The organism is Hymenobacter sp. J193 (genome assembly GCF_024700075.1).
Taxonomy (GTDB): Bacteria; Bacteroidota; Bacteroidia; order Cytophagales; family Hymenobacteraceae; genus Hymenobacter.
The window spans coordinates 2,880,655-2,896,519 of the sequence record NZ_JAJONE010000001.1; the positions used below are offsets into that span (position 1 = coordinate 2,880,655).

Annotated in this window: 16 protein-coding genes; 15 read left to right on the plus strand and 1 reads right to left on the minus strand. The window is 58.8% G+C overall.

Annotation, left to right across the window (positions count from 1 at the left end):
• From infA to LRS06_RS12720, 15 genes are all read left to right on the plus strand, one after another.
• Nucleotides 1-219, plus strand: coding sequence for a translation initiation factor IF-1 (gene infA / locus LRS06_RS12650; RefSeq protein WP_022822146.1), 219 nt, complete (start codon nt 1-3; stop codon nt 217-219).
• Between the two features lie 113 nt (nt 220-332).
• Nucleotides 333-449: a type B 50S ribosomal protein L36 gene (gene ykgO, locus LRS06_RS12655; protein ID WP_034256541.1), complete on the plus strand. Its 117-nt coding sequence runs from the start codon at nt 333-335 to the stop codon at nt 447-449.
• A gap of 26 nt (nt 450-475) precedes the next feature.
• Nucleotides 476-853 (plus strand): 30S ribosomal protein S13, encoded by a 378-nt coding sequence (gene rpsM / locus LRS06_RS12660; protein ID WP_149069415.1) that lies wholly within the window; start codon nt 476-478, stop codon nt 851-853.
• Nucleotides 854-934: 81 nt separating this feature from the next.
• Nucleotides 935-1,327 (plus strand): 30S ribosomal protein S11, encoded by a 393-nt coding sequence (gene rpsK, locus LRS06_RS12665; RefSeq protein ID WP_022822149.1) that lies wholly within the window; start codon nt 935-937, stop codon nt 1,325-1,327.
• A gap of 115 nt (nt 1,328-1,442) precedes the next feature.
• Nucleotides 1,443-2,048, plus strand: coding sequence for a 30S ribosomal protein S4 (rpsD, locus tag LRS06_RS12670; protein WP_168681475.1), 606 nt, complete (start codon nt 1,443-1,445; stop codon nt 2,046-2,048).
• Between the two features lie 153 nt (nt 2,049-2,201).
• Nucleotides 2,202-3,191, plus strand: coding sequence for a DNA-directed RNA polymerase subunit alpha (locus LRS06_RS12675; protein ID WP_257871806.1), 990 nt, complete (start codon nt 2,202-2,204; stop codon nt 3,189-3,191).
• Nucleotides 3,192-3,404: 213 nt separating this feature from the next.
• The gene (gene rplQ, locus LRS06_RS12680; protein ID WP_257871807.1) at nt 3,405-3,980 is read left to right on the plus strand and encodes a 50S ribosomal protein L17; all 576 of its coding nucleotides are present in this window, start codon (nt 3,405-3,407) and stop codon (nt 3,978-3,980) included.
• Nucleotides 3,981-4,181: 201 nt separating this feature from the next.
• Nucleotides 4,182-5,489: an erythromycin esterase family protein gene (locus LRS06_RS12685; protein ID WP_257871808.1), complete on the plus strand. Its 1,308-nt coding sequence runs from the start codon at nt 4,182-4,184 to the stop codon at nt 5,487-5,489.
• Nucleotides 5,490-5,557: 68 nt separating this feature from the next.
• The gene (locus tag LRS06_RS12690; protein WP_257871809.1) at nt 5,558-6,589 is read left to right on the plus strand and encodes a sensor histidine kinase; all 1,032 of its coding nucleotides are present in this window, start codon (nt 5,558-5,560) and stop codon (nt 6,587-6,589) included.
• 15 nt (nt 6,590-6,604) lie between these two features.
• A complete protein-coding gene (locus LRS06_RS12695) occupies nt 6,605-7,387 on the plus strand; it encodes a LytTR family DNA-binding domain-containing protein (protein WP_257871810.1) in 783 nt (260 codons plus the stop codon).
• 174 nt (nt 7,388-7,561) lie between these two features.
• The gene (gene eno / locus LRS06_RS12700; protein ID WP_257871811.1) at nt 7,562-8,833 is read left to right on the plus strand and encodes a phosphopyruvate hydratase; all 1,272 of its coding nucleotides are present in this window, start codon (nt 7,562-7,564) and stop codon (nt 8,831-8,833) included.
• An 86-nt stretch (nt 8,834-8,919) separates the two neighbouring features.
• On the plus strand, nt 8,920-9,234 hold the full coding sequence (locus LRS06_RS12705) for a septum formation initiator family protein (RefSeq protein ID WP_257871812.1): 315 nt from the start codon (nt 8,920-8,922) through the stop codon (nt 9,232-9,234).
• 84 nt (nt 9,235-9,318) lie between these two features.
• Nucleotides 9,319-13,401, plus strand: a complete 4,083-nt coding sequence (locus LRS06_RS12710) for a CARDB domain-containing protein (RefSeq protein WP_257871813.1) — start codon at nt 9,319-9,321, stop codon at nt 13,399-13,401.
• Complete coding sequence (locus LRS06_RS12715) at nt 13,346-14,062, plus strand: T9SS type A sorting domain-containing protein (protein ID WP_257871814.1); 717 nt, start codon at nt 13,346-13,348, stop codon at nt 14,060-14,062. The genes LRS06_RS12710 and LRS06_RS12715 overlap by 56 nt, the downstream gene beginning before the upstream one ends.
• A 139-nt stretch (nt 14,063-14,201) precedes the next feature.
• A complete protein-coding gene (locus LRS06_RS12720) occupies nt 14,202-14,663 on the plus strand; it encodes a hypothetical protein (RefSeq protein WP_257871815.1) in 462 nt (153 codons plus the stop codon).
• On the opposite strand, the gene LRS06_RS12725 is transcribed toward LRS06_RS12720, so the two are convergent.
• Entirely contained in the window at nt 14,660-15,865 is a 1,206-nt protein-coding gene (locus LRS06_RS12725) for an anhydro-N-acetylmuramic acid kinase (RefSeq protein ID WP_257871816.1), read from the minus strand. The genes LRS06_RS12720 and LRS06_RS12725 overlap by 4 nt on opposite strands.

The following is a 15,865-nucleotide window of genomic DNA, read 5'->3' on the forward strand; positions in this document are numbered from 1 at the left end:
ATGGCCAAACAAACTTCCATTGAGCAGGACGGAGTCATCCTGGAAGCCCTTTCCAACGCCATGTTCCGCGTGGAGCTGGAGAACGGTCACCAACTGATTGCCCACATTTCGGGCAAGATGCGGATGCACTACATCAAGATTCTGCCGGGAGATAAGGTAAAACTGGAAATGTCGCCCTACGACTTGTCGAAGGGACGAATTGTGTACCGTTACAAGTAGCGGGTCTTAGGGACTTGGGGTCTTAGAGTCTTGGTTGAAACTCAGCCGGACAATCAGACTTCGGTTCCTTAGCCAAGACCCCAAGACCCTAAGCTCCTAACAATTCCATTCCCATGAAAGTCAAAGCGTCCGTTAAGAAGCGCAGCGCCGACTGTAAGGTAATTCGCCGCAAAGGCAAGCTTTACGTCATCAACAAAAAGAACCCCCGCTACAAACAGCGTCAGGGGTAGTAGCACCAGACTTTTTAAAAAAGCACATGGCTCGTATTGCAGGGGTAGATATCCCAGACAACAAGCGCGGTGAAATCGCGCTGACCTACATTTTCGGCATTGGTCGTCCTTCGGCCCAGCAGATCCTTACCAAAGCAGGCATCGACCTGAACAAGAAGGTGAAAGACTGGACGGAAGCAGAGGCCGGTGAAATTCGTAGCATCATTGCTGCTGAGTTCAAAACCGAAGGTGTGCTGCGCTCAGAAGTGCAGCTGAACATTAAGCGCCTGATGGACATCGGTTGCTACCGGGGTCTGCGTCACCGCAAAGGTCTGCCGGTTCGTGGTCAGCGTACCAAGAACAACTCGCGTACCCGCAAGGGCAAGCGTAAGACCGTTGCTGGCAAGAAGAAGGCTACTAAATAATCTGTAGCGGGAATCGAAGCACAGGCTTTCCAAATTGGCTAGCCGGTTTCAACACCTTCCGCAGTTTTTCGCGATAACCAAATGGCACAAAAGAGAAAAGACAAAGCCAAGAAGCGCGTTGTTGTTGTTGAGCCCGTAGGCCAGGTACACATCAAAGCCTCGTTCAACAACATCATCATCTCCATCACCAACAACAATGGTCAGGTTATTTCCTGGGCGTCGGCTGGTAAGATGGGCTTCCGGGGTTCTAAAAAGAACACCCCCTACGCAGCTCAGATGGCTGCCACGGATTGCGGCAAAGTAGCCCACGATCTGGGCATGCGCAAAGCCGAGGTGTTCGTAAAGGGTCCGGGTGCTGGCCGTGAGTCGGCTATCCGCACGCTGGGTAACGTGGGTATTGAGGTAACGACCATCAAGGACGTGACGCCGCTGCCCCACAACGGCTGCCGTCCTCCCAAACGTCGTCGCGTTTGATTTAGCGAACTGGCCTTTATTGGCCAGCGGTGCTGGAGATTAGTTGAAGCCCTTTGGCTTAGAGTAATTACCCAACGCGCGCGGTTCAACCCCCTCAACACACAACAACCCCGAAATGGCACGTTATACTGGTCCTAAAACCAAGATTGCCCGTCGCTTCAATGAGCCGATTTTCGGCCCGAGCAAGGCACTCACCAAGAAAGCATATCCCCCCGGCCAGCACGGCCGTGGTCGTCGTAAGAAGCAGAGCGAGTACGCTGTCCAGCTGATGGAAAAGCAGAAAGTGAAGTACATGTACGGCGTCCTGGAAAAGCAATTCGAGAACCTGTTCCACAAAGCTGCTACGCTGCCCGGCATTACCGGTGACAACCTGCTGGCTTTGCTGGAGTCGCGCCTCGACAACACGGTGTACCGTTTGGGTATTGCGCCCACGCGCCGCGCTGCTCGTCAGCTCGTTCTGCACAAGCACATCACCGTGAATGGCGAAGTAGTGAACATTGCTTCCTACAAGCTGCGCGCCGGCGACGTAGTTGCCGTACGTGAAAAATCGAAGTCGCTGGAAGCCATTACGACCAGCCTCAGCGCCCGCAACGCCCGTGCTTTCTCGTGGCTGGAGTGGGACGGCAAGGAAATGGTGGGCAAGTTCATCAGCGCCCCCTCGCGTGACCTGATTCCGGAGAAAATCACGGAGCAGCTCATCGTTGAGTTGTACTCGAAGTAATATTGGCGGCTCAGCTACGGCTGGGCCGGCTACTACTTCGATTTTTTTCCTTGTTACAAACTGGAATTGCGTTTGGGTATTGAGTACAAAGCAGCTAGCTAGAAGCGCTTTTTACTTGATACCCATTGCTCCATACTAAAAAACGCCCCACTTATGTCAATCTTAGCTTTTCAAATGCCGGAGAAGGTAGTGATGGAGAAATCCGACGACTTCTACGGAACGTTTGAATTTAAACCGCTTGAGAAAGGCTACGGCGTCACGATCGGCAACGCATTGCGCCGTATCCTGCTGTCGTCGCTGGAGGGCTACGCTATTACGTCGGTTCGGACCAGCAGCGTACTGCACGAGTTCATGACCATCGAAGGCGTGATTGAGGACATGTCCGAAATCATCCTCAACCTGAAGCAGGTGCGCTTCAAAAAGGTGAGCGACGCCATTGAGGACAAAATCACGGTTCGCATCAAGAACCAGGAAACCTTCACGGCCGGCGACATCAACAAGTTCACCAACGGTTTCCAGGTGCTGAACCCGGACCTGGTGATCTGCAACATTGACTCGGCTACCGAACTGGAGTTTGAGTTTACCATCCAGAAAGGCCGTGGCTACGTTCCTGCCGAGGATAACAAGCCCGCCGATCAGGTATTTGGCCAGATTGCCATCGACGCCATCTTCACGCCCATCAAGAACGTGAAGTACAGCATCGAAAACACCCGCGTGGAGCAGAAAACCGACTACGAGCGTCTCCTCATCGAGATTCACACGGACGGTTCTATTCATCCGGAAGACGCGCTGAAGGGCGCTGCCCACATCCTGATTCAGCACTTCATGCTGTTCTCCGACAGCACCATGACCTTCGAAACGGCCAAAGCCGAAGAAGAAGAGACGGTTGATGAAGAAACCCTGCACATGCGCAAGGTGCTGAAGACGCCGCTGGCGGATATGGACCTGAGCGTGCGGGCTTACAACTGCCTGAAAGCCGCCGATATCAAAACCCTCGGCGACCTGGTGCAGCTGGACATGGCCGACATGATGAAGTTCCGCAACTTCGGTAAGAAGTCGTTGACGGAGCTGGAAAACCTCGTGGAGGAAAAAGGTCTGACCTTCGGGATGGACCTGGGCAAGTACAAGCTCGACGAAGAATAGTTGTTACTGTGAAAATGTGCTAATGTGATGCATGTGCTACCCGCACAACTCACATCAGCACATTTTTTCATTTTAGCACATTCTGCACATCAGCACATTTTTCACATTCAACTTTTTTCACCAGTACGCCCCAGGGGCAGCGGTTCTAATGTGAGGGCAACAAGTTTGCTCTCCGCCGTGGTTGCTGCCCGCAAGCGTACATTTTCTCTTTTTATGCGTCACGGTAAAACCTTCAACCACCTCGGCCGCACGGCCTCTCACCGCAACGCGATGCTGTCGAACATGGCATCCTCGCTGATCGTGAGCAAGCGCATCACCACCACGGTGGCCAAAGCCAAAGCATTGCGTAAGTTCATCGAGCCCCTGCTCACCAAGGCCAAGAGCGACACTACGCACTCGCGTCGTACCGTCTTCTCGACCCTGCAGAACAAAGAATCCATTAAGGAACTGTTCGACGCGGTAGCCGGCAAGATTGCCAACCGTCCCGGTGGCTATACCCGCATCATCAAGCTGAGCGACTCGCGCCTGGGCGACAACGCCGAAATGTGCGTGATTGAACTGGTTGACTACAACGAAGCCCTGCTGGAAGCCAAATCGGCCGGCGAAGCCAAGACGACGACTCGTCGTTCGCGTGGCAAGAAGAAGGCTGCTGGTGCTGAAGCCGCTGCTCCGGCTGCTGAAGCTGCTCCGGTTGCTGCCGCTGCTACCACCGAGGTATCGGCTCCGGAAGATACGGCTACTGAAACGCTGCACAACGCCGAAACCCGCGAGGAAAAAGCCGCTGAGTAGTTGAATTGATAAGCTGAGCTTACAACTGAAAAGGGACGTGCCGCAAGGTGCGTCCCTTTTTTGCCCGGAGCGTACGGGCTGTTCAATGGATTTTTCCCGCAGTTCACCGATAGTTTCAGCGGCTTGGCAGGATAGGTGGCGGTAGCAGCGGCCTGAACGGCGTGCTTTGAGGCATTCCTTCACGCTAATCCTTTCGTCGTCATGACTACAACCCGCTTTTCCCTGAAAACCTTGGTTTGTGCCGCCAGCATCTGGCTGGGAGCCGCCCAAGCTCACGCTCAATCGGCAGAAGCCGTGCAGCCGACGGCGCGTTTTGCGAACGTGCCAGCATCAACCATAAAGCTTGGGAGCAAAGACGCGTTTCCGGCTTTCGATGCGGCCTTTTACCGGAACGAGCTGTTTTTGCTGGGGGAAGCCCACGGGGTGCAGCGGCCGCAGGAAATTGACCTCGCGCTGCTCAAGCACCTGAACGAGCGGGCCGGCGTGCGAACCTATGTCGCCGAAGTGGACTGCGCCAAAGCATACTACCTGAACGAGTACCTGCGCACCGGGCAGGAGGCTACGCTGGACCTGATCTTCCGCAGCTGGAATGCTGAAACTTCGCAGTGGGCCAACCAGGAGCTGCGGGCCAAGTTCCAGCAGATTCGCAGCTGGAACCAGACGCTGCCCAAAAAGCGGCAGGTTCGGTTCCTGGGCCTCGACCAGCTGCAGGACCTGCCTTTGGCGGCAGATTATCTCACGGAGTTGCTACCGCTGAAAGGTCTGAACCCGACCCTGCGCGGGCAGCTGGACTCGGTAACAATGCTGCTCCGGCAGCCGCAGCAAGCCGGGGCGGTGCTGGCGGCCGTAGCTCAACGCGCTTTGCGCACCCTGCAGCAGCCCGAAGGAAACCACCGAACCGCTCTTGGCAGTCGGTATGAGGATGTGCGGCACCTGCTGGTAGGCGCTACGCAGAACCGCAGCAACATGCTGGTGCGGGAAAAGAATATCTTCGCCAACTTCCAGGCGCTGTATGAGGCGCAGCACCTGGCCGGGCAGAAGCTATACGGCTTCTGGGGACTGGCGCACGTGCTGCAAAGTCCCCTGCAAAGCGGCGCCACCCTGTTTGCGGGGATGGTGCGCCAGAGCACTCTGCCGGTGCACAACAAAGTGGTGTCGTTGATGTGCGTGTTTGCCGATTGCCAGATGCTGCTGCCGGGCAACTTCCTGCCCACGGCCGGCCCCGCCCAGCGCTACGTTCAATCCGATAAATTCAACCACGACGGCCCCCTGACCCTCATTAATGGGATGGCGGAGCTGACAGCTCAGACCCAGCCGGGCAGTACTACTCTGTTTCAGCTGAATGCCCCGGCTGCCGCTACCACCCAGCAACCCATTCAGGTAAGCTATGCGCCGGGCGTGCCCAGGGGCCAGCAGATCCACTTCCGGCCGGAGCTGCCGGCTACGGCTTATGTGCAATACCTGATTCTGGTACGCAACTCGGCCGCCGTGCAGGCCCTGCAGCCATGAGCATGCTCCTGCATTCAGCTCCCGAAAAGCATATTTGCCTGGCCCGCCCCTTGCCTTACATTCGCAGTATGACCTCATTTCTGCTTAAGCACCGCCTCACGCGCTCCGACGTCCGGCTGATTCTGGCATATTGGGCCGTGGTGGCGCCGGTGCTTCTGCTCCAGTACATATCGGATACCGGCTGGAGCTGGTGGCGGGTTCTGCCGGTGGTAATGGTAACGGTGCTGTTCGATACCACCACGGTGGCGGTAATCGTAGGGCAATTTCTGCCGCTGTTTCTGGAGCGTAAGCACTGGTCGCGGCTGGGGCAGGTGCCGGTGTTTTTGCTGCTGAGCGGGGGACTATACCTGATTGTGTACGGCAGCCTGCTCGGGCACCGTATCGATCTGTCGGGTATGCGCATTGTGCTGGGAGCCGTAGCCCACGCCAAAAGCTACGGCCTGCTGGCGGTACTGCTCACGGCCAAGCGCTACTTCGATCTGCAGCAAAAGCTGCTGCAGGTGCGCCAGGCGCAAACAGAAAGCGAGTTGCGCAATCTTAAAGCGCAATTGGACCCGCACTTCCTCTTCAATAACCTTAACGTGCTGCGCGCCCTCATCCAGCACGACCCAGCCGAGGCCAACGAATACCTGAATCGTTTTGCGGCACTATACCGCTTCCTGATTCGCTACAAGGACGAGGACTTTGTGCCGCTGACGGAGGAGCTGCGTTTCGTGGAAGAATACATCTACCTGCTTCGCCACCGCTTCGGCACGGCCTACGACTTCCGGCAGACGCTACCCGAAAACGTAGACCTGGACCGGCTGCTGGTGGTGCCGGGCACGCTGCAGCTGCTGGTCGAAAACGCCATCAAGCACAACGCTGGCAACGATGACGCGCCCCTGCTGATAACTATCGACGTCACTGAAAATACCCTGACCGTGACGCACCCGCGCCGGCCCAAGCTCACCGCAGTCGACTCGACTGGCACCGGCCTGGCCAACCTGCGGGAGCGGTACCGGCTGCTCGGCAACCGGGAAATTGCGGTGACGGATACGGCCGCTACCTTCGCCGTGATGGTGCCGCTGGTGGCAGCGGCGCGGGCATACTCGGCAGCATAAAATAATATCAGTGTTGTGCGTATCCTGATTCTGGAAGACGAAGAGCCCGCCGCCCGCCAAACCCTGCAGTTTTTGACGCAGGCCGGCCTAGCACCCCCAGCCCCGCCGGTGGTGCGCAGTGTGGGCAAGGCCTTGGATTGGCTGCAAACGCACCCCATGCCCGATCTTATTTTCTCAGACATTGAGCTGCTTGATGGCAACGTGTTTTTGCTATATGAGCGGTTCCAAGTCACCTGCCCCATTATCTTCACCACGGCCTACGACCAGTTTCTGCTACCTGCCTTCCGGGGCAACGGCATTGCTTACCTGCTCAAGCCTTTCACCTACGAGCAGTTTCAGGAGGCGCTGACCAAGTACCAGCGGCTGCAGGGGAGCTTTGCGCAACCCACCGCGCCAGTGCTTAGTCCGGAGGTGGTGCGCGAGCTAAGCCATGCTCTGCGGCAGGGAGGTCAGCCGCAGTACCGGCAGCGCTTTTCGGTGCGCATGCGCAATGGCCTCTACATTCTGCAGGTAGAGGACGTGGCTTACGTACAAGCCGACGAGGGCGTGACCTTCGCGGTGGATGTTGCGGGGACGCGCTACCCGCTTAGTGGTACGCTTACGGAGGTAGAGCGCCAGCTAAACCCTGCGCACTTCGGACGGCTGAACCGCTCGGAGCTGGTCAACATTGGCTTCGTGGAGAAAGTGGAGCCGTACTTCAACAACCGGCTGGCCGTGAAGCTGCGCGGCAAAGCCGATGTGGTACTCACTACCAGCGCCGCACAGACGCCCGAGTTCCGGCGGTGGCTGGAAGGGTAGGGGCGGCCAGCTACGCTTGCGTGCGCATTTTTCGGTGCTGGCTTTGCAAGTGCCGGAAATTGCGCTGGGCTAAAAGACCTGATTGAGTACCTTGCTGCCGCAACGCGGCGGCCGGGCTCGGTTTGGCGCGGCGTTGCTCGGAGCGTTTTCATTTCTCAACCCAAACTTCTTCTTATGAGCATTATCACCGAAATCCACGCCCGTCAGATTTTTGATTCGCGCGGCAACCCCACCGTGGAAGTTGACGTGACCACCGAAAACGGCACCGTAGGCCGTGCTGCCGTGCCCTCGGGGGCCAGTACCGGCAAGCACGAAGCCGTGGAGCTGCGCGACGACGACAAGTCGAAGTACATGGGAAAGGGAGTGCTGAAGGCGGTAGAGAATGTGAACAGCAAGATTGCCGAAGAGCTGGTGGGCTTCTCGGTATACGAGCAGGGTTGGCTCGACAAGATCATGCTGGAAATGGACGGCACGCCCAACAAGGCCAACCTGGGTGCCAATGCCATTCTGGGCGTTTCGCTGGCTGCTGCCCGCGCTGCCGCTGCTGAGGCAGGCATGCCGCTGTACCGCTACGTGGGCGGCGTAAATGCCACCACGCTGCCCGTGCCCATGATGAACATCCTGAATGGCGGCTCGCATGCCGACAACAGCATCGACTTCCAGGAATTCATGATTATGCCGGTGGGCGCACCTACCTTCTCGGAGGCGCTGCGCTGGGGGACTGAAATCTTCCATCACCTGAAAGACGTGCTCAAGAAGCAGGGCTTCAGCACGAACGTGGGCGACGAAGGCGGCTTTGCCCCCAACATCAAGAGCAACGAAGACGCCATCAAGATTGTCATCCAGGCCATCGAGAAGGCCGGCTACAAGCCCGGCGACGACGTGATGATTGCCATGGATGCGGCCGTGTCGGAGTTCTACGAGGATGGTCACTACCACTTCAAGAAAAGCACCGGCGACAAGCTCACGTCCTCGGAAATGGTGTCGTACTGGACCGACTGGACGAAGAAATACCCCATCATCAGCATTGAGGATGGCATGGATGAGGACGACTGGACCGGCTGGAAGGCCCTCACCGACAGCATCGGCAGCACCACCCAGCTGGTAGGCGACGACCTGTTCGTGACCAACGTAAACCGCCTGCAGCGCGGCATCGATGAGAAGATTGCCAACGCCATCCTCATCAAGGTAAACCAGATTGGTACGCTGTCGGAAACCATTGACGCCATCAACCTGGGCCGCCGCAACGGCTACAAGAGCATCATGAGCCACCGCTCGGGCGAAACCGAGGATAACACCATTGCCGACCTGGCCGTGGCCCTGAACACCGGCCAGATCAAAACCGGCTCGGCCTCCCGCTCCGACCGCATGGCCAAGTATAACCAACTGCTGCGCATTGAGGAAGAGCTGGGCGAAGTGGCCTACTTCCCCGGCCGCAAGATGTAGGGCACAGAATAGTACAACCTTACGCGTAAAATTTTCAGGAGCCGGTCTGCCAACAGATCGGCTCCTTTGCTTTACCTTTGAAACCTATGTATTTGACTACGATGCTGGAGCGGGTGCCCGGTTTTCTGCGCAGCTTTTACTTTCTGGCCGGAGTAGCTTTCCTGGCCTGGATGTTCCTGTTCGATGCCAATGACCTGATCAAACAGTACGATGTGTATTCGAAATGGCGGGAGCTCAATACCGAAAAGGAGTATTATCTAAGTGAAATTGATAAAGTAAAGAAAGACCGCGCCGAGCTGCTCAGCAGCCCGGAGCTGCTCGAAAAGTTTGCCCGGGAAAAATACATTATGAAGCGCCCCGGCGAAGACGTATTCCTGCTTGTGCCCCAGGAAGAAGAATAACCTTGCCTTTTCCTTTTTGCCCGCCAGCCTGCCCCAGTGCGTGGTGCCGACTGGCCTGCTCCCTGCTTTTTACTTGCTGACTATATGACCAAACGCTACGCCTCAGCCCCGCTGTTTAAAGGGCTTCCTTTATTGCTTCTTCTGCTGGCCAGTGTGGTGCTAAGCTACTCGGCCACCGCGCAGTCCTATACCATTCCGGCCTCGGGCACCACCTCCATTACCACGTGCGAAGGCATGCTGTATGATAACGGTGGCGCCAACGGCAACTACACCACCTATGCCGACGGTACCATTACCATTTATCCGGCCACTGCGGGCAGCAAAATCAAGCTGGACTTTTCGGCCGTTTCAACTTACTACTACGATGTGCTGCGCATCTACGACGGGCCATCCACCTCGTCGCCGCTGATTGGTGAGTACACCAACTCGTATTCCTCCAACCCCGGCACGGTGTATGGTACCGGCTCCACCGGCGCAGTAACGGTGCGGTTTGCCACCAGCTACTACAACTACGCCGGCTTCGCCGCCAGCATCAGCTGCGTGACGACGGTGCCCAAGCCCGACCTGGCCGTTCAGGGCGCCTCCGTGCAGCCGCTGTCGGTAGTGGCCGGCAACAACGTGTACGTGACGTCCTCCATCTACAACCTCACGGGCACCACAGCTACCAGCAGCTCGGTGGGCTACTACCTGTCGAAAGACGCGAAGCTGGACGGCAGCGACATTCTGATTGGCAACAGCACGGGCAGCAACCTGGCCGTAGGCGCCTCCAGCTACCGCGAAGCCTCCGTGCAGATTCCGTCCATTACCAACACCGGCAACTACTACCTGCTGTTTGTGGGCGACTACCAGGATGCCGTGGCGGAAAGCAACGAGGATAACAACATTGCTACCGTATCCGTCAACGTTATTCCGGCGGCGGTGGACCTGGTGATGACGCAGGCCAATGTGACGCCAACTTCCACCGCGCCCGGCAATGCCATCAGCCTGACTTCCTACATCCAGAATACCGGCAACACCAACGCCAGCTCCAGCAGCGTGGGCTACTACCTGTCCACCGATACCAAGCTCGACAGCAAAGACCAACTGCTGACGTCTACGTTCGGCGGCACGCTCTACGCCAGCTACTCCAACTACGCCAACGCCTACACCAACATCCCATCCTCCGTGGTACCGGGCACTTACTACGTGCTGTTCGCAGCCGATTATCAGGATCTGGTAACCGAAACCAACGAGGACAACAACGTGACGGCCGTAGCCATTACCGTGGCCAAAGCCAGCATCGACCTGGTGCCTACCCAGTCGCAGCTGAGCGCCACGTCCGTCACGGCCGGCACCACCATCACCGGCACCACCTACATCTACAATCAGGGCAATACATCGGCCAGCAGCTCCAACGTGGGCTACTACCTGTCCACGGATACCAAGCTCGACAGCAAAGACGTGCTGCTGAACTCGGTGAACGGCTCGGCTCTGGCGGCCAATGCCAGTGACTACCGCGGCTCCTACCTTACCGTGCCGGCTACTGCCACGGCGGGCACCTACTACGTGCTGTTCGTGGCCGACTATAAAGACCAGGTAGCGGAATCCAACGAAAACAACAACGTCAGCAGCGTTACGCTGCAGGTAGTGGACCCCTACGTGGATTTGACGGTGCAGTCCACTGGGGTCAGCCCTTCGTCGGTAGCCAGCGGGAGCAGCGTTTCGGTTTCGGCCTACGTGTACAACCAGGGCAACTCTACCGCCAGCGCGTCGAGCCTGGGGTACTACCTTTCCAAGAACTCCACGCTCGATGGCAACGACGTGCTGCTGACGTCCAGCACTGTCAATAGCATCAGCGCAGGCTATTATGCCTACCCGTATGCGTCCGTGCAGATTCCGGCCGGTACCGAGGCAGGCACCTATTACATTCTGTTTGCGGCCGACTACCAGAATCAGGTAGCCGAAAGCAATGAGCAGAATAACGTCACAGCTTACACCATCTCAGTGATTACGCCGGGCATAGACCTGGCTATTTACTCGGCCTCCCTGTCGCGCTACTCGGTAGCAGCGGGCGGCAGCCTGAACACGACGTTCTCTGTGTACAATGGCGGCAATACGGCTACCGCGTCCAGCAATGCCCAGGTGTATCTGTCGAAGGATGCCACGCTCGACAGCAACGATGAGCTGCTGACCACATCTACCGGCGGCTACGTGTCGGCCTATGATTATTCATACCGCTCGTTCAGCAACACCATTCCTACGGATGCCACGCCGGGCGCCTACTACATTCTGGTGGTGGCCGATGCAACCAACCTGGTTTCGGAAACCAACGAGCAGAACAACGCCACGGCCATTGGCATTACCATAACGGAGCCGTTCAACGGTACTGTGGTGCCTACATCGGGCATGGCCAGCATTACCACCTGCGGCACCAAAATCTATGACAACGGCGGCACGGACAACTACACTTCCTACGCCAATGGCACGCTGACGATTTACCCGGCTACCAGCGGGGCCAAGGTGCAGCTCGACTTCACGCAGTTCACCCTGAACTACTACTCCTACCTGTACATCTACAACGGGCCGGACACGTCTTCTCCGCTGCTGGGCTCCTACACGTACTTCAACGCCTCGCCGGGTACGGTGAAGGCGACGGGCAGCACCGGGGCCATTACCATCGTTTTTGCCACCGACTACTACGTTTCCACCGGTTTTGAAGCTACCGTATCGTGTATTGGTGTGGCCGATAACCCAGACCTGACGTTATCGGGCGCTACGCTAAGTGGCAGCACCGTAGATGCCGGCAACTCCCTCACGTCGTCGGTGAAGGTTACTAACTCCGGCAAGGGCAGCGCCAGCGCCAGCACCGTAGGCTACTACCTTTCTACCGATACCAAGTTCAGCACCAGCGACGTGCCGCTGGCTACCACCACCGGTGGCACGCTGGCGGCCGACGCCAATGCTACCCGCAGCGCTACGCTCAGCATTCCTTCGGGCACGGCCGTAGGTAGCTACTACGTGCTGTTCGTAGCCGACCCCTCGGAAGCCTTGGCGGAATCCAACGAAACCAATAACCTGGCTTCCCTGGCGCTGAAGGTGACCAAGCCCCAGCCCAATCTGACGCTGGCATCGGCTACGCTGTCGGCCACGTCGGTTACCAATGGCGGGGCACTCACCAGCAGCGTCAGCATCAAAAATGCGGGCACGGCTAGTGCCACGGCCAGCACAGTGGGCTACTACCTGTCGAAAGACGCTACTTATGATGCCAGTGACGTGAGCCTGAGCCAGACTACCGGCAGCAGCCTGGCTGCGGGCAGCACCGCCACGCGCAACGGCTCGTTTACCGTTCCGGCTAGCACCACGGCCGGCAGCTACTACGTACTGTTCGTGGCCGATGCCGCGGCGGCTGTGGCGGAAAGCGACGAAACCGATAACGTAGCCAGCGTGGCTCTGACGGTGAAAGCCGCGCAGGCTGACCTGGCCCTGTCAGCGGCTACGCTGGGCAGCTCTTCCGTGCTGGCGGGCAATACCGTAACCAGCTCCATTACCGTCAAAAACCAGGGCCAGGCCTCGGCGGTCAGCAGCACCATCAGCTACTACCTGTCGTCGAACACCATCTGGGACGCGAATGACGCCCTGCTGAAAACCGTGACGGGCGCGGCGCTGAATGCCTCGGCATCCGACACGCGCACCACTACGCTCACGGTTCCGGCCGCTACTGCGGCGGGCAGCTACTACGTGCTGTTCGTGGCCGATGCGGCCGCGGCCATAGCCGAAAGCAGTGAAACGAACAACGTCGCCAGCGTAGCGCTGTCGGTAACCGTTCCGGCGATAGCCGACCTGACGCTGAGCGCGGCCGAACTGCAGACAACATCGGTACAGCAAGGCGCCTCAGTAACGGCCAGCGTGAAAATCAGCAACGGCGGCAACACGGCGGCTACAACCAGCACCGTAGGCTTCTACCTGTCAAAAAATATGACGCTGGATGCCACCGACGTGAGCCTGGGGCAGGCTACCGGCGGCAGCCTCGCGGCCAGTGCCACGGCTACGCGCACAGCTACGCTCACCATGCCGGCCGCTACGGTAGCAGGCGGCTACTACGTGCTGTTCGTAGCCGACCCACTCCAGCGCCGTGGCCGAGAGCAGCGAAACCAACAACCTGGCCAGCCTAGCCCTGACGGTAACTGACCCGGTAGCCACACTGATGCCCGACCTCACGTTTGTGGCTTCGTCGACCAGCCTCTCGGCCAGCAGCGGTAGCGCCGGGGCAGCCATAACGGTGAGCAGCACCATCAGCAATACCGGCACGGGCCCGGCCAGTAGCCAGCCCTACGCCGTTTACCTCTCGGCCGACCAGAGCTTCGATGCCGGCGACGTACAGCTGGGCAGCGCCACGGGCGCTACGCTGGCCAGCAGCCAGACGAGCCCCCTGCAGCTCAGCGCAACCATTCCGGCGGCTACGGCTTCGGGCAGCTACTACATTCTGGTGGTGCTGAACCCCGACAACTCCCTAACCGAAAGCAGCAACGACAACAACACGACCAGCCTGGCCTTCACGGTAACCGTAGCCACCGCCGGACAGCAGCAAACCGCAGGCCTCACCATTGGGGTGTACCCCAATCCGGCGCGTACGGGCTATTTCCTGGTTTCCCTGTCGGGGGCCAAAGCGGCTGCCGACGATGCCACACTCACGCTCTTCAACACCCTTGGGCAGCGAGTAGCACAACGCCAGGTGCCGGGCCGCACAGGAGTTAGCCGGTTTGACACACAGACGCTCAGCCAGGGAGTTTATCTGCTGCACATCACGGGTAATAATCTGCACGTTGTGCAGCGGATAGTGGTAGAATAAACTAAAAAACCTTCCGCTCGAATCGGCGGTACGTAGCTTAGGCAGACAGGCCGGCTAGGTACCGCCGATTTTTTGTGCGCCCGCTGAGTTATTTTCACCGGCGGCCTGTTGTAGCGGCTCTAGCCTTCGCGCTGTCTTAATGATGCTACAGAAAATTTCTTTGAGTGCGCTGGCTCTGCTACTGGGCACTGCGCTGCCGGCTACACAGGCGCAAACGCAAACCACCCCGCCCACGCAGGTGCAGGTGGCACGGCAGTTTCTGCAGGCGGTATTGCGGGCCGATTACCCGGCGGCGTACGGCTTGCTGGATGCCAGCGTGACGCAGCGGATAACGGCAGCCCGGTTTGCGGAGGTGATGCGGCCGGTGCATGCGCAGGCCCAGCACTTTGGCCCCGGCTTCGACCTATATAAGCTGGGGCTGCGGCTGGGCGAAGGCGGGAGTGTACGCTATTTCTGCGCCTTCACGTTCAAGAAAGACACCCTGGCAGGAGCGCCCCACCTGCAATTGGACGTTTCCTTCCGGGACTCGGTGGCTACGCGGGTGCTGTATTTTACGCCGGTGCCGGCCCGGCCCGGTCAGCCCAGCCTGCCGCTGCCTTAGGCCGGCAGGGAAATTTTGCCGCACAATACCGCCGGGGTGCCGGCCGCGTGCAGCTGCGTAGGCGTGCCAGCCACACTCTCATTGGCCAGCAGCGCGAACAGAACGGCTTCTTTCGCATCGGGAGATACTCCCAGCAAATCAGTACTGGCCAGCCTGCAGGAGGGCAGCTTTCGTTGCAGCGCCGCCAGCAGCGTAGCATTATGCGCGCCTCCACCACTTACATATACAGCCAACGCCGGCATCGGCCCGAATGCCAGTTGCAAGGCCCGGGCTACGCTCGTGGCGCTAAGCTCGGTGAGGGTAGCCAGTAAATCCTCAAGGCCCATTGTTGGTGTTTCGCTTCGTTCCTGGGCCCGGCGCAGGTAAGCGGCACTGAACAGCTCCGGGCCGGTAGTTTTGGGCAGTGGCGCCGCAAAAAACGGATGATCCAGCAAAGCCGTGAGCAGGCCGGAATGCACCAGCCCGGCAGCCGCCAGCTGGCCTCCTTCATCGTAAGCCAGCTCCGGCCGCCGGGCACGGATAACCGAATCCAGCAGGGTGTTGGCCGGGCCCGTGTCCGTGCTGAATACGGGGCGCGCATCGTTCTGCAGGGAAGGCAGAAAGGTGAAGTTGGCAATGCCGCCCAGGTTGAGCAGTACGCGGGCTTCCGTGGGGCTGCTCAGTAGCAGATAGTCGCCGTAGGTGGCCAGGGGAGCTCCTTCGCCCCCGGCTGCTACGTGTTTCTGCCGGAAGTCACTGACGGTGATAATGCCGGTACGCATGGCCAGCTGGTCGCCGTCGCCGAGCTGTAGGGTGGCGTTCTGACCCTGGAAGTCGGGCTGCCAATGCTGATGGTGCGGGGCGTGGAAAACCGTTTGGCCGTGGCTGGCGAGCAAATCTACCGCTGCGGGCAACACCTGCCACTCATGCAGGCAATCCAGCACCATATCGGCGTGCAGCTGGCCCAGCCACGGATGCAGCAGCGTGAGGTACTCCAGACTCACCTGGGGCTGGGCAAATACCTGCCGGATGCGCCGCCGCACCTCATCCGAGTACGGCACAGTGGCAAACTGTTCCAGCTCCAGCCGGGTGCCTGGCCCGTGCCCGTGCAGGCGGCAAAGGGCCACATCCAGCCCGTCCAGCGAGGTGCCCGACATCAGCCCCACAATGCGGCGGCTGGGCTGTTGCGCAAGCTGGTACAGACGGGCGACGTGCGGATTCAA